Source organism: Armatimonadia bacterium (genome assembly GCA_039679385.1).
In the GTDB taxonomy this organism is placed as follows: Bacteria; Armatimonadota; Zipacnadia; order Zipacnadales; family JABUFB01; genus JAJFTQ01.
In genome coordinates, this window is the sequence record JBDKVB010000016.1 from 70,461 (window position 1) to 84,561 (window position 14,101).

The 14,101-nt window shown below is 64.4% G+C and carries 14 protein-coding genes; 2 read left to right on the forward strand and 12 right to left on the reverse strand.

Going from position 1 to position 14,101, the window contains the following annotated elements; all coding sequences use genetic code 11:
* Nucleotides 1-25 precede the first annotated feature (25 nt).
* From yidD to ABFE16_01390, 3 genes are all read right to left on the reverse strand, one after another.
* The gene (yidD, locus tag ABFE16_01380) at nucleotides 26-331 is read right to left on the reverse strand and encodes a membrane protein insertion efficiency factor YidD (GenBank protein ID MEN6343919.1); all 306 of its coding nucleotides are present in this window, start codon (nucleotides 329-331) and stop codon (nucleotides 26-28) included.
* A 368-nt stretch (nucleotides 332-699) separates the two neighbouring features.
* On the reverse strand, nucleotides 700-834 hold the full coding sequence (gene rpmH / locus ABFE16_01385) for a 50S ribosomal protein L34 (protein ID MEN6343920.1): 135 nt from the start codon (nucleotides 832-834) through the stop codon (nucleotides 700-702).
* Between the two features lie 268 nt (nucleotides 835-1,102).
* Complete coding sequence (locus ABFE16_01390; protein MEN6343921.1) at nucleotides 1,103-2,638, reverse strand: AMP-binding protein; 1,536 nt, start codon at nucleotides 2,636-2,638, stop codon at nucleotides 1,103-1,105.
* 145 nt (nucleotides 2,639-2,783) lie between these two features.
* Here ABFE16_01390 and ABFE16_01395 point away from each other — a divergent pair, with 145 nt between their 5' ends.
* On the forward strand, nucleotides 2,784-3,638 hold the full coding sequence (locus ABFE16_01395) for an HAD family hydrolase (protein MEN6343922.1): 855 nt from the start codon (nucleotides 2,784-2,786) through the stop codon (nucleotides 3,636-3,638).
* 85 nt (nucleotides 3,639-3,723) lie between these two features.
* Nucleotides 3,724-4,686 (forward strand): hypothetical protein, encoded by a 963-nt coding sequence (locus ABFE16_01400; GenBank protein ID MEN6343923.1) that lies wholly within the window; start codon nucleotides 3,724-3,726, stop codon nucleotides 4,684-4,686.
* A 20-nt stretch (nucleotides 4,687-4,706) separates the two neighbouring features.
* Here the strand turns inward: ABFE16_01400 and ABFE16_01405 are convergent, their stop codons facing one another.
* The 9 genes from ABFE16_01405 to dnaB all read right to left on the reverse strand — a co-directional run bounded on the left by ABFE16_01405 (nucleotide 4,707) and on the right by dnaB (nucleotide 14,092).
* A complete protein-coding gene (locus ABFE16_01405) occupies nucleotides 4,707-5,372 on the reverse strand; it encodes an HAD family phosphatase (GenBank protein MEN6343924.1) in 666 nt (221 codons plus the stop codon).
* A 30-nt stretch (nucleotides 5,373-5,402) separates the two neighbouring features.
* On the reverse strand, nucleotides 5,403-6,173 hold the full coding sequence (locus ABFE16_01410) for a YdcF family protein (GenBank protein ID MEN6343925.1): 771 nt from the start codon (nucleotides 6,171-6,173) through the stop codon (nucleotides 5,403-5,405).
* 2 nt (nucleotides 6,174-6,175) lie between these two features.
* The gene (locus ABFE16_01415) at nucleotides 6,176-6,307 is read right to left on the reverse strand and encodes a hypothetical protein (protein ID MEN6343926.1); all 132 of its coding nucleotides are present in this window, start codon (nucleotides 6,305-6,307) and stop codon (nucleotides 6,176-6,178) included.
* A 252-nt stretch (nucleotides 6,308-6,559) separates the two neighbouring features.
* On the reverse strand, nucleotides 6,560-8,101 hold the full coding sequence (locus ABFE16_01420) for a hypothetical protein (protein ID MEN6343927.1): 1,542 nt from the start codon (nucleotides 8,099-8,101) through the stop codon (nucleotides 6,560-6,562).
* 111 nt (nucleotides 8,102-8,212) lie between these two features.
* Complete coding sequence (gene purM, locus ABFE16_01425; GenBank protein ID MEN6343928.1) at nucleotides 8,213-9,247, reverse strand: phosphoribosylformylglycinamidine cyclo-ligase; 1,035 nt, start codon at nucleotides 9,245-9,247, stop codon at nucleotides 8,213-8,215.
* A 63-nt stretch (nucleotides 9,248-9,310) separates the two neighbouring features.
* Complete coding sequence (purF, locus tag ABFE16_01430; GenBank protein MEN6343929.1) at nucleotides 9,311-10,768, reverse strand: amidophosphoribosyltransferase; 1,458 nt, start codon at nucleotides 10,766-10,768, stop codon at nucleotides 9,311-9,313.
* 60 nt (nucleotides 10,769-10,828) lie between these two features.
* Entirely contained in the window at nucleotides 10,829-11,329 is a 501-nt protein-coding gene (purE, locus tag ABFE16_01435; GenBank protein ID MEN6343930.1) for a 5-(carboxyamino)imidazole ribonucleotide mutase, read from the reverse strand.
* Nucleotides 11,330-11,387: 58 nt separating this feature from the next.
* Entirely contained in the window at nucleotides 11,388-12,656 is a 1,269-nt protein-coding gene (gene purD / locus ABFE16_01440) for a phosphoribosylamine--glycine ligase (protein MEN6343931.1), read from the reverse strand.
* An 8-nt stretch (nucleotides 12,657-12,664) separates the two neighbouring features.
* Nucleotides 12,665-14,092: a replicative DNA helicase gene (gene dnaB, locus ABFE16_01445; protein ID MEN6343932.1), complete on the reverse strand. Its 1,428-nt coding sequence runs from the start codon at nucleotides 14,090-14,092 to the stop codon at nucleotides 12,665-12,667.
* Nucleotides 14,093-14,101: the final 9 nt, after the last annotated feature.

Here is a 14,101-nt window from a genome sequence, read left to right on the forward strand (position 1 = left end):
GGTGTTCTTTTCTCCATTTACTCCCTCAGCCCATCATCTTGGATGTGTTGGATTGGGCAGAGTCCCCGTTCGCTGCCTCATCGCCAGGGGCAGGCGGGATGGGATCGTACCCACCTGGACAGAACGGGTTGCAGCGCAGGATGCGGCGGAACCCCATCCATCCCCCTCGCAGCAGGCCATAGCGCTCGATAGCCTCAGCCATGTAGTTGGAACAGGAAGGCTGGAACCGACAGGTCGGCGGCAGGAATCGCGAGAGCGTGCGCTGATAGAGGCGTATGAGTCCGACAGCAAACCGCCGAGACACGCGTCGCAAGGCATCCGGTCCGCGCATGGGCTATCCTTGCCCCCCAAGGAGACCTGCCCGGCGCATCAGTGCCTCCATCTCGGACGCGAGCTCGCTGAAGGAGGCCTGCGACGCTATCGGGCTGGCAAGGAGGGCAATGTCGGCGTGCTCCGGGAGGCGGCCACGCAGCCCACGGAAGGCTTCGCGCATACGCCTCCTGACCCGATTGCGCACCACGGCCCCGCCCACTTTCCTGCTGGTCACCAGCAAGACTCGGCGTGCTCCCGTGGGACGGTGTACGGCCACGATCGAGAGCCAGCGACCGCGACGGCGATAGCCGTTCCGGAAGAGCTCGTCGATGTCCCGTCGTCGTCGGAGTGTCTCCAGGGATCCCAAGGCAATCAGACCGTCGTTGCTCAGGCAGACAACCGCATGCGACCCTTGCGGCGGCGGTCGGCGAGGACGCGACGTCCTCCCTTGGTGGCCATCCGGGCACGGAACCCGTGTGTTCGCGCATGCTTGCGCACTTTCGGCTGGTAGGTCTGCTTCATTGGTCAACCTCACATGCTCAATGCTGATCGGGAAACTCCACTGAAGGCGAACGCACGGTGACATCTCGCGGCTGTCGGGCTATCCGCAACAGACCCCGGAGTTGGACCGGGGCGCACGGCCGCCATGGCGCCGCGAGCCTGTCTGTGCCGCAACCAGGGCTCGTTAGGCTGGAGTCCGGGTTACCGGAACTACGCATGTTAGCATAACTGGGGTCCATCCGCAAGGCCCTCGTGTTTTCGGGTGCGAGGGCAGGACCAGGGCACTGGGCTACAGGTCGCGTTTGAGTACCTTCCCTGTCGCATTGCGAGGCAGTTCGTCGCGGAACTCCACGATCTGGGGAACCTTGTAGCTGGGCAGGTGCTGGGCACAGTGTCGCTTGATATCGAGCTCTCCCAGCTTCTCGCCGGGTTGGGGCACGACGACGGCCTTCACCAGTTCACCCAGGGCTGCACGGGCACCGGTGGCAGGAACCCCGATCACCGCAGCGTCCCGCACCTTCTCGTGGGTGTAGATGATCTTCTCGACCTCGAGCGCGTAGACATTCTGCCCCGCCACGATGATCATGTCCTTCTTGCGCCCCTGCACGTAGAAGAACCCCTGCTCGTCCACCCTCGCCCAGTCCCCCGTTCGGAACCACCCGTCGACGATGGACTCCTCAACCAACCCTTCGCGGTTCCAGTACCCCGGTATGATGTTTGCACGATGGAAGCACAGCTCTCCGACCTCACCAGGCCTAACGTCCTTGCCCCCCTCGTCGATGATCCGCGTGTAGATCTCCGGCAGCGGCTTACCGATCGAGTCCGGCCGGTCGGCGGCGTTGATGCTGGGCAAGACGTGCGTCATGGAAATCGTCTCGGTCAGGCCGAAGAAATTGTGCAGGCTGACGTACGGATAGAGGGCCCGCAGTCGCTGGATCGTCCGCACCGGCATCGGTGAGCCCGAGTACGCGATCAGGCGCAGGCTGGACAGATCGTGTTCCGCCAATCGCGGGTCGCTGGTGACCAGATGGAAGAGCGTCGGCACGCCGATGAAGGTGGTGCAGCGATGCGTCTGGAGGAGGTCGAGGATCTCCCCCACCTCGGGCCGCGGAGCGATGCAGATGCAGCTACCCAGGTAGGCCGAACTGGCCAGGAGACTGTAGGAGGCCGTGGGTGCGAAGAAGGGGATCACCAGCAGGTGGATATCCTCATGGCGGAAGGACTGTGCGAAGATCGCGTTCATCACGTTGAAGCGCAGCGCCTCATGAGTCATGATGGCGCCCTTGGGTTCGCCCGTGGTGCCGGAGGTGTGCAGGATCACGGCGATGTCCGTCTCCGCGATCTCGTCGAAGGTCTGCACCGACTCCTGGTAGGTCACCGCCTCCTCGAAATGCGCCTCGCCACTTCGGACACCGGAGCCGACACGGAGGACCTTCGGAGAGCCGTCGTACTTGGCGACCGCATCGAGCACCGGCGTCGGCGTGTCATCATGGACGGCGACGACCCTCGGCGCGAGGTTGCGGATGACGAAGGCCAGCTCTTCGTCCCGCAGACGGATGTTCACCGGTGCCGCAATCGCCCCGAGACGCAAGGTCGCCCAGTAGAGGGTGATGCACTCCAGGCAGTTGGGCATCGCGATGGCCACCCGGTCGCCCGGCTGCACTCCGCAGACCTGGCGCAAGTACCCGGCGATGTGCGCGATCTGCAGATCAAGGTCCCGGTAGCTGTAGGTTGCGCCTTCGTAGATTGCTGCGGGGCTGTTCGGGAACTTCGCGGCCGCGTTGTCCCAGTAGCCGGCGAGCGTCCTTAGCTGCGTGCCGTACATGGCATCCTCCCTGACTGTCTGACGGGGGCCTTTTCCTGTCTCGGCGAAGGATTCCTCTCTGGGCGTCCCGGCCCTTTGAGGATTTCTGCTATAATGGCTGTCAGACTTAGGTAGTACGGGATCGTCACGATACTCGGAGGCAGCCATGGAACTCAAGGACTACCCGCGCGGGCGGATGCTGGAGGGCGCCGACTATATCGAGGTCATCAACGAGGACATCGAACGCGGTCGCGTCCGCTTCGCGCTGTTCGACTTCGACGGCACGATCTCGCTGATCCGGCAGGGCTGGCAAGAGGTCATGATCCCCATGATGGTGGATATCCTCATGGGGCTGAACACGGGCGAGAGCTGCGACGACATCCACATGACCGTTAAGGAGTTCGTCACGCGGCTCACCGGGAAGCAGACCATCTACCAGACGATGGCGCTGGCCGAAGAGATTGAGAAGCGAGGCGGCACGCCACTTGACCCGCTCGAGTACAAGCGCCAGTACCTCGACCTGCTGTGGGAGCAGATCAAGGACCGCGTCGCCGGGCTCAAGGCCGGGCGACTGACACCGGTGGAGATGTCCGTTCCGGGTGCCCTCGACATGGTGCGAGCGCTGTACGATCGCAGCGTAAACCTGTACGTCGCCAGCGGCACCGACCACCCCTATGTGGTCGATGAGGCCACCTGCCTTGGGGTCAACGAGTTCTTCGGCGACCGCATCTACGGCGCACTGGATGACTTCAAGAACTTCTCCAAAGCCATCCTGATCGAGAAGCTAATCCGTGAGAACAACCTGCACGGCAGCGAATTCTTGACCTTCGGCGACGGCTATGTGGAGATCGAGAACTGCAAGGACGCCGGGGGCATCGCCATCGGTGTCGCCACCGACGAGGCCAAGCGCGAGGGCATCGACGAGTGGAAGCGCAACCGTCTCATTGACGCCGGCGCTGATCTGATCATCCCGGACTTCCGCGAGTACGACAAGCTCCTGCGGTACCTCTTCGCCGAATAGCGAACACTCCGTGAGTCAAAGAGCCGGCCGTCCTCTTTGCTCGAGGCGGCCGGCTTTCGTGCCTCTGACGATGGGAAGGATACATGTGCCGCGCGCCCAGTTCGACCGCAGCAGGCTCCTCCTCAGGCCCCTTGCCGAGCGTGAGAACGACCTCGATCTGTCTGTGATCATGGACCTCGATGCAGAGGTCGAGCCCTACAATCATCCCGAGCTCGAGGTGCTGGCCGACCGCATCGTGGCCGGTCGCAGTAAGGGCGCCGAAGTGCTGCTCATGCTCGGCGCGCATGTGATCCGGCAGGGGAACTCCCGCTTCATCATCGACCTGATGAAGCGTGGTCTGCTCACCCACGTCGGTGTGAACGGCGCCTGCGTGATCCACGACTTCGAGTTCGCGCTCATCGGGGCAACCACGGAGAGCGTGGCCCGCTACATCCGCACCGGCGAGTTTGGGCTGTGGAGGGAGACCGGCTGGATCAACGACGCGGTCAACGAGGGCGCCGGGGAGGGACTGGGGTTCGGCGAGGCGGTCGGCAAGATGATCGTGGAGCGAGAGTTCCCACACCGCGAGGTCAGTCTTCTGGCCCAGGCCTACGAACTTGGGGTCCCGGTCACGGTCCACGTGGGCATCGGCAGCGACATCATCCACGAGCACCCGAACTTCGATGGCGCCGCGACCGGTCTGGCCTCCTACCGCGACTTCCTGACCATCACCGACACGATCACCCGTCTCGAGGGCGGGGCGATGCTCAACTTCGGCACCGCTGTGATGGGGCCGGAAGTCTACCTCAAGGCGCTCAGCATGGCCCGGAACGTGGCGCGGCAGGAGGGGCGACAGATCGCTCACTTCGCCACCGCCGTCTTCGACCTCGCCGATCTCGGACCGGACTTCCGCGAGCAGCCCCCCAAGTCGAATCCCCACTACTACTTCAGGCCCTGGAAGACGATTCTCGTCCGCACCGTCCAAGACGGCGGCGAGAGCTTCTACTTCCGAGGCGACCACCGGTTGACGTTCCCTGCTCTGTACCGGCGACTGGTCGCGCGCGTCTGAGTTGGCTCCCCCGCAGACCGCTACCGCGTCAGCAGGTCGGTCAAGGCCTCCAGGCTGACCTGCGCCAGGCTATCGACGATCACGTCGGCCTGGGTTAGCTGGTCTCGGCTCACGGAGCTTGTCACCGCGACGCACTTCATCCCGGCTGTCTTTGCCGCCGTGACCCCGGCCGGGGCATCCTCAAAGACCACACACTTCGCGGGCTCGACCCCAAGGCGCTCCGCGGTCACCAGATAGATCTGCGGATCGGGCTTCTTGCGGGTGACGTCGTCGCCGGTGATCACCGCGTCGAACCAGTCGAGGCAAAGCCCGGTGCCGGTGATGACCGGGAACTGCTTGTCCTTGTTGCCCGAGGTGGCGATGGCCACGCGCCATTCCAAGTCGTCACGAGCGGCCTGCACGAGTTCGAGGACGCCGGGCATTGCCGGCAGAGGCTCGTTCGCCAGTAGACGAAAGAAGTTGTCCTTCCGCCGCTGGACGGCCGCCGCCGTGTCGATGGTGACGCCGTACTGCTCCGCCACACCCTCCACGTAACGCTCATCGCCGGTGCCGACGAAGCGCGCGAAGTCGGAGGCCTGCACCTGCACCCCGTACAGCTCCGCAAACATCATCACGCTCGCCCGGGCATTGAGCGCCTCGGTGTCCGCGACGACCCCGTCCACATCGAAGATCATTGCCTTGGCCACGAAAAGCCACTCCCTCGGTATGCGGCGTGCCTATCCCCCATAGCCCTTCAGCCGATACACCCACAGCCCCACGTACTCCTTAATGACCAGGCTCGAATCCGCCAGGTTGGAAACATCGGGCAAAGCAGCCTGCCAGCCGTAGCCACCCGTACGTGAGCGGAAGTCCACCGCGTAGGGGATCGGCTCCAGACCCACCTCATGGAAACAGGCCAGAGAACGCCTCATGTGGAAGGCCGAGGTGACGAGCAGAAAGCGATGCAGCTTCTTCTCGGCCAGGAGCCGCTTGGTGTCCACCGCGTTCTCGTAGGTGTTGCGCGACTCCGCCTCCACCAGAATCCTCTCGGCCGGTATGCCGAGGCGCACCGCCGCTGCTGCGAGGAAGGGCGCTTCGCGCCGCGTCTGGTCGGCCAGCAGCCCACTGCCGCCGGAGAAGACCAACTTGGCATCCGGCAACTGTCGGGCCAGGGTCACGCCCTCCACGAACCGATCGGCGCCATGGTTCAGCTCCAGATGCTGCATGGTGCTGCGTTCCAGATTCGCTGCGCCCCCGAGCACCACAATTGCGTCGAGGTTCGCGGGCACCGTCGGGTTCTCGTAAGGCTTCTCCAGCGGCCGCAGCATCGAATCGCTGACCGGCTTGAGGCTGAAGGCATACAGGACCGCCAGCCCCAGCCAGAAGGGCCAGCGCCCGGCTCGCTCCCTGCGTCGGCGACGAACCAGCCCCGAAACCAGCAACAGAAGCAGCGCCAGCGTGAGTGGGTAGATGACGATGCTCAGCGTCTTGGACAGGAAGAAGAACATGCTCAGCCCTCGGGCCGTTCCGGGTTGCCTGCAGCTTTCCGCCGTCCTTGGAGGGTCTGCTCGAGGGCCAGGACGTGCCGCTCCAACTCGCCAAGGCGCTTCTTCAGCGCACTGGCTGCGAAGCTCTCGGTCATGGGCCCGCCCTCGGCAAGGTCACGCTCGGCGCGGTCCAGGTCCCTTGCGGCATAGAAACAGCGCAGGAAGGCTCGTGCTTCCTGCGCTGTCATGTTTGGTGTAGGGGCAAGCGAGGTCAGCTCCGACAGGAATGCCGGAAGCTCTGCGTGATGTCTCAGCCACGCCTCCCGAATCCTGTTCGGCTGCTGCGGCCAGTCGATCCTGGGCACCGAGTGCCGGCCTCGCCTATCTCGAGCTGCGGGACTGTGCTCTTAGTCGTCCGGCGTGACGAAGTCGATGCCGTAGAAGGCGCACAGGTCGCGAAGCTCGGGAACGATGTTGTCCAGTGCCGCGATCAGGTGGTGCGAGAACCCGCGGGTCCGCTTGATCTCGTCGAGCTTCTGGTAGTTCTTGACCCGCATGTCGCAGGCGCAGTACAGGACGCCCTGGTTGGTCTCCTCGGAGCTCTCGCCACTGAAGGCGAGCATCTGCAGGCCGCCCTCCGGGGTCTGGACGAGGTCGACGCCGGTCTTCGGACCGTACATGAGCTGACCGATGTGCCGCCCGGCCAGGTCGTGCATGTGGCTGTGGGTGTCGAGGCCGTCGTTCACGACGACCTCACCGGCAAGGATCTTGGCGCGCAGCTCCTCCGACACGCCGCCCTCGCGCTCGATCTGGGCCATGACTTTGGGATCGTTCGGAGCCATGTAGCCGCAGAGACCGATGCCACAGTGCGCCAGCTTCACGATGTCGCGCTTGGCGGTCCAGTCCACGAAGTCGACGAAGGCTGCCGGCTTCCCGCTGAGCCAGCCGGCGATGGCCTGCGCGACGGCGCCCGGCCAGTCACCTTCGCAAGCGAAGGCGTCGACGTCACGCTTGGCAGTCGCCCAGCCGATGGCGAGGCAACCGGCGACCTGCAGAGGCGGCTCGCTGATCTCCGGCCAGCAGCGCAGGCTCGCAACGTTGAAGCCCTCGGCCTTGCAGATGGCAATCAGCGCATGGTAGAAGCGGGCGACGCGGTACAGCATCTCGTCGTCCTTGACCAGGTTGATACGCCCGGCCTTGAACTCCGCAACCGTCTTCTGCACGTCCTCCTCGGTGAAGGAGGCCTTGCCGGCGGTGCCCTCGGTGGCCATATCCTGATACACCCGGTACACGCGCAGCAGGTCAACGGTCTCCACGATCAGGCCGAAGATGCGGGCGAAGAGGAGCTGATCGCCTGTGGCGGAGTGGAACCCGCCGGGACCGTCGCCGAAGCGCCCCAGGTAGACCCGAGACAGCTTGCGCACGACGCGATACACGTTCATCAGCATCGCGAATTCGTTGTCGAAGGCCTCGGAGCCCGGCGCACCGGCGAGGTACCGCACATAGCGCTTCATGTACAGCGCATCGTGCATGTTCATGTCGTTGCCGCAGACGGCGTTGGTCGCCCAGTCGTGCAGGCCAAGCGGCTCGTTCGGCTCCTCGTAGGCGGCGAGGATGATCGGCAGATTCCGCAGATGCGGAGCCTGGGAAATGACCGGGAGCAGGTGGCCGCAGGGGAAGGCCGAGTTGAAGATGACGATGGCGTCCAGCTTCGCACCCGAGAACTCGTCAACGATCTTCCAGGCATCGTGGGCCCCGAAGACACGGCCCGGGTAGATGATCGAGTCGGCAGCGATGATGCCCTTCTCTTTGCACTCGTCCAGGAGCTTGATGAAGGCCTGTTCGCCGAGTTGCTTGCCTTCCTCGTAGAACGCGCCGATCGAGTTCATGACGACCCCGATGCGCGGCGCGTCTTCCTTCTCGTACCTCTTTGTGTAGGTGACTGCCATCAGAAACCCTCCGTAGACTGAAAACGGACGCCCCCTCGGGACGTCTTCGGATACTGCAAGCAACGCCCCAGGGGCGTTCGGTCAGGGCGAGAGGAGCCGTCACACTCAACGTCAGACCAGCCGCACGCGTTCCTGCCCTGCCACGACGGAACCGATCTCGTAGACCTTCTCCCTCAGCTTCGCCAACTCGGACCTGATGGCCTCGACCTCACCGGCTCCGCAGACCAGTACCATCCCGATCCCCATGTTGAAGGTCCGGTACATCTCGGTCTCGGCAACCTTCGCCGTCCGCTGGATGAGCCCGAACACCGGCGGGATCGGATAGCTGTCCTTCCGGATCTCTGCGCAAAGGCCCTCCGGGATGCAGCGCCGGGTGTTGTCGGGCAATCCGCCGCCGGTGATGTGGACGATGGCGTGCGGCCGCACACCCGCCTGAAGCAGACCCACGATGGCCGGTGCATACAAGCGCGTCGGCTCCAGCATCTCTTCCCCGACCGTGCGTCCCAGTTCCTCCACTCGCTGATCCAGAGCCAGGCCACCGACCTCCAGTAGCGCCTTCCGGGCCAGCGAGTAACCGTTGCTATGCAGGCCGGAGGAGGCCAACCCGAGGATCACATCGCCCGCGGCGACCGCCGAACCGTCGATGATTTGGTCGCGCTCCACGACACCAACAGCAAACCCGACCAGGTCGTACTCACCGGCCTTGTACAGGCCGGGCAACTCCGCCATCTCGCCGCCCAGAAGCGCGCAGCCACAGACCTTGCAGGCCGCCGCAACGCCTTTGACGATCGCTGCCGTCTGTTCCGGGTCGCGAAGGGCGCTGCCGACGTAGTCCAGGAAGAACAGCGGCCTGGCGCCCTGGCAGATGATATCGTCGACGCACATCGCCACAGCGTCCTGGCCGATGGTGTCATGTTTGTCCATGGCGAAGGCGATCATAAGCTTCGTGCCCACGCTGTCCGTCCCGGCCACCAGCACTGGATCACGGAAGCCCTGTCCAAGCGCGAACATGCCGCCGAAATCCGACAGCCCGGTCAGCACACCGTCGGTGTAGGTATCGCGCACCGCGGCGGCAAACAGTGACGCAGCCTTGTCCTGCGCGTCGATGTCCACGCCGGCCTGCCTGTAGGTCAGCCCGTCTGTCATGTCATCTCTCCTACCCATGCCGGAATCCTCTCCCGCCAGTTCGCTACTCCCGCGGAGCCGCGTCTAGGCCTCGACCTTCTGCTCTTCCAGGTCGAACTTGGCCACTCGGACGTCCTTGGGAACCGGAATCGGGTATCGCTCATCGAAACAGGCGGTGCAGAAGTTCAGCTTCGGCAGACCGACCGCCCGGATGAGGTTCTTCATGTCCAGATACTCCAGCGAGTCGGCTCCCACGTGCTGCCGAATCTGCTCGACCGACAGCCGCGAGGCGATCAGGTGACTGCGCGTGGAGGTATCAATGCCATAGAAGCAGGGGTAGCGAATGGGAGGGCAACTGATGCGCAGGTGGATCTCGCGGGCACCGGCCTCGCGCAGCAGGGCGATCTCCGGTCCGGTGGTGGTGCCTCGGACGATGGAGTCATCCACAACGACCAGGCGTTTGCCCGCAACGGCCTCGCGCAGGGGCGTCAGCTTCATCTTGACACCGGCCTCGCGCAGGCGCTGGTCCGGCATGATAAAGGTACGGTGGATGTATCGGTTCTTGATGAAGCCCTCGCCGTAGGGAATGCCGGCGACCTGGGCGAAGCCCATGGCGTGCGGGATCGCGCTCTCTGGAACACCGACTACCAGGTCGGCATCGGCCGGCGCTTGCTGCGCGAGCATGTGTCCCATTCGCAGCCTTGCCATGTAGACGCTGCGCCCGTAGATGTGGCTGTCCGGCCTGGCGAAGTAGATGAACTCAAAGATGCAGCAGGCGTTGCGCTCGGACTCCACGGCCTGCATGCTGTCCAGGCCGTCGTCGCTGATGGTGACGATCTCGCCGGGCTGGACTTCGCGAACATAGTCCGCGCTCAGGGTGTTCAACGCGCAGGTCTCCGAGGCGAGTATCCATAGCCCGTCGGTGCGGCCGATGCACAGTGGGCGCACCCCGTAGGGATCGCGCGTTGCCAGCAGCCGGTTGGCCGAGCAGATCGTGAGCGAGTAAGCGCCCTCCATCTGCTGCATGGCCTCAGCAACGGCACCTTCCAGCGTGTCGGCCGAGGAGCGTGAGATCAGCTTCGTAATGACTTCTGTGTCGCTGCTGCCGTGGAACTCCACTCCCTGCCGTTCCATCTCCCGGCGCAGCTCCACTGTGTTGGTCAGATTGCCGTTATGGGCCAGGGCGAAGGGGCCGGTCTTGTGCTCGCCTCTCATCGGTTGCGCGTTGGCCAGCACATTCCCGCCGGTGGTGGAGTACCGCACATGACCGACGGCAACATGACCCTGGAGGTGGCTGATGATCTCCTCGTCGAAGACCTGGGAGGCCAGCCCCAGCCCGACGTGCATCCTGAGCTCGTGGCCGTCGCCGACGGCGATGCCGGCACTCTCCTGCCCCCGGTGCTGGAGCGCGTACAGACCGAAGAAGGTCAGGCGAGCGACGTCTTCACCAGGCCCCCAGACTCCGAACACCCCGCAGGCGTCGCGCCATGTGCGCTCGTGCGGGCAGAACTTGGGCCCCTCGCAACCACCGGGGCATGACATGGGATCACCAACTCCGCTTGGGTGCCGACCTCGCAGTCGACCAGGGGTTCGGGCAGCGGGCTATTCGCCGGCGCCCAACTTCTCGGCGGCCGCAATCACCTTCGCGGCCATCTTCTGTCGCATCCCAACGAGCCGTTCCGCCAGGGCCTCGTCGCTCAAAGCCAGTATCTGCGCCGCCAGAATCCCCGCATTCCGGCCTGTGTTGATTCCCACCGTCGCTACCGGTATGCCCGGGGGCATCTGGACCATCGCGTACAGCGCGTCCTTGCCACCCAAGGGTGACCCGCCAAGGGGCAGTCCAATGATCGGCAGCGTGGTATAGGCTGCCAACACACCCGGAAGGTGTGCGGCCCAGCCTGCAGCAGCGATGATGACCTTCAGGCCTCGCTCCGCCGCTGTCTTCGCATATTCACTCGCCCGGTCCGGCGTGCGGTGTGCCGAGGCCACGGTGACCTCGTAGGGCACTGCCAGCTCCTTGAGCGCGTCCAGACAGCCCTGCACCTGCTCAAGGTCCGAAGCGCTCCCCATCACCACGCCGACCAGGGGTTTCGTCTCAGCCATCGTTCTTGGTCTCCCGAGGGTTCCTACCAGCCTGACGTCTGTGCCGTGAGCTGAAGAGCTAGGCCAGGGCCCGCCAGGCGATGTCCCGCCGGTAGTACATGCCGTCGAAGTGGATCTTCTTGATCGCCTCGTAGCAGCGGTCGAGGGCGTCGCGGTAGTCGCTGCCCAGCGCAGTCACGCCGAGAACCCGACCGCCGCTCGTCACAAGCTGCCCATCCTTCATCGCAGTGCCCGCATGGAACACGGTAACCTTCGGGTCCTGCTCAGCCGCGTCGATCCCCGTGATGACCTTGCCCTTCTCGTACTTGCCCGGGTACCCGCCCGAGGCGACGACGACGCACACGCACACCTCGTCGCTCCACTCGACCTGCACCTCGGCAAGTCTCCCCTGGGCCGTCGCCATCAGTATCTCTGCCAGATCGCTCTTGAGGCGTGGGAGGATGACCTGGGTCTCGGGGTCGCCGAATCGGCAGTTGTACTCGAGGATCTCGGGACCGGAATCGGGCAGGATGATTCCGCCGTAGAGGGTCCCGGTGTAGGGGCAGTTCTCGGCAGCCATGGCCTTCACCGTCGGCCGCAGGAACTGCTCCAGGCAGGTGTTCAGCAGCGAGTCATCCACCGCAGGGACCGGCGAGTAGCAGCCCATTCCGCCGGTGTTGTCGCCCGTATCGCCCTCGCCGATGCGCTTGTGGTCCTGCGACGGCACCATGGGCACGACAGTCTTCCCGTCGGTGAAGGCGATCACCGAGCACTCCGGGCCAAGGAGGCATTCCTCCACCACAACCCGCGCTCCAGAGGCGCCGAACTCCTTCTGTACGATGCAGCGGTCGATAAAGTCCTGGGCTTCCTCAACGCTGCTCGCCACTTTCACGCCCTTACCGAAGGCGTCGCCGTCCGCCTTGATGACGATCGGCGCACCCTTCAAAGCCACATAGTCCTTCGCCGCGGCCGCATCGTCAAAGACCGCGAACTCCTTCTTCGAGATGCCGTGACGCTGCAGGATCTCGTCCGTAAAGGCCTTGCTGCCCTCGAGACGGGCGGCTGCCTTCGTGGGACCGTACACAGCGAATCCTCGCTCGCGCAAGGCATCCGTAACGCCGAGAATCAGCGGGCGCTCAGGGCCCACCACCACGAGGTCGGGCTTCTCAGCCTCAGCCAGCGCGACGAGACCGGCCACGTCCTCGACCTCCGCCGGCACGCACCGCGCATACTCACCAATGCCCGGATTGCCGGGAGCGCAGATGATCTCCTCCACCTGTGGGCTTTGTGCCAGCTTCCACATCAGCGTATGTTCGCGGCCGCCGGAGCCGATCAGCAGAATTCTCATGAGCCTGACTACCCCTCGCGATGGAACGCCAGATTGTCGAACACGCGGAACTTGGGCAGGAAGACTACGTTGACGGTGCCAACCGGACCGTTGCGGTGCTTGGCGACGATGATCTCGGCCTCGCCCGGTTCGTCCAGCGCCGAGCGATCGGTCTGCTGACTGCCCTGCGACCCTTTTTCGATCTCTTCCTTGCGCTTGTAATAGCCGGGCCGGTAGAGGAAGCAGACGAGGTCGGCCTCTGCCTCGATGGCGCCGCTTTCTGCCAGGTCGGACAGGATCGGCCGTTTGTCCTCGCGTCGCTCCACCATGCGGCTGAGCTGGGACAGCGCTATCACCGGCACGTTCAGCTCACGTGCCAGCGCCTTCAGCGCCCGGGCGACCGCGGAGACCTCTTCGTACCGGCTCTCGCTGCGTCTGTCGCCGGTCGAAGCCAACTGCAGGTAGTCCACGATGATGAGCCCGATGTCCTGCTGCGCCTTCAGACGCCGGGCCTTCGAACGCAGCTCGAGGATGGGGATCGCCGGCGTGTCGTCGATGAAGATGGGCGAACTGGGCAGGTCCTTCAGGGCGTAGGCGATCTTGCCCCAGTCGTCCTGGGTCGCATAGCCCCGCCGCAGGCTGTGGGAGTTGACTCGTGCTCGCGCACACAGCAGCATCTCCGCGAGCTGCGACTTGGACATTTCCAGGCTGAAAATGCCGACCCCCGTCTGGTTATTGACTGCGGCGTGGAGGGCGAAGTTCGCTACGGCCAGTGACGTCTTACCCATGGAGGGACGACCGGCGACGATGACGAGATCACCGGGCTGCAGGCCCGAGGTCAGTTCGTCGAAGTCCTTGAGGCCTGTGGGCACCCCGGTGAAAAAGTCGGGGTCATTGCACTTGCGGTCCAGCTTGTCAAAGGTCTCGAACACCGCCGGCCCGATGTGCGTGAAGTCGCTACTGACGCGCCGCTGGGCGATCTCGAAGATCGCCTGCTCGGCCTTGTCCAGCACCGAGCCGACATCCTCGGGGTTCTCAAACCCCAACCCCTGGATATCAGCGCCGGCACGGATCATCTGCCGCAGCACCGACTTCTCCGCCACGATCTGGGCGTAGCGCTGAACATGGGCGGCAGTGGGCACCTCACTGATGAGTGCAGTCAGGTACTCACCGCCGCCGACATTCTCCAGTCGACCTTCGCGGCGCAGCTCAGCCGCTACCGTGACGATGTCCACGGGCTCATTGCGGGTGTGCACATCGAGCATCGCCCGGAAGATGAGCCGGTGCGCCTCGCGGTAGAAGTCTTCCTCACGGACCAGTCCCATGGCACGCGAAGTGGCTCCGGACTCCACCAACATGGAGCCCAGAGTCGCCTGCTCCGCCTCAAGGTCCTGAGGCGGGGTACGGTCCGCGAGTTCACTGGGTTCGGCCTTACGGTAGGAGCGTTTTCCAGCCAAGGTGAGCCT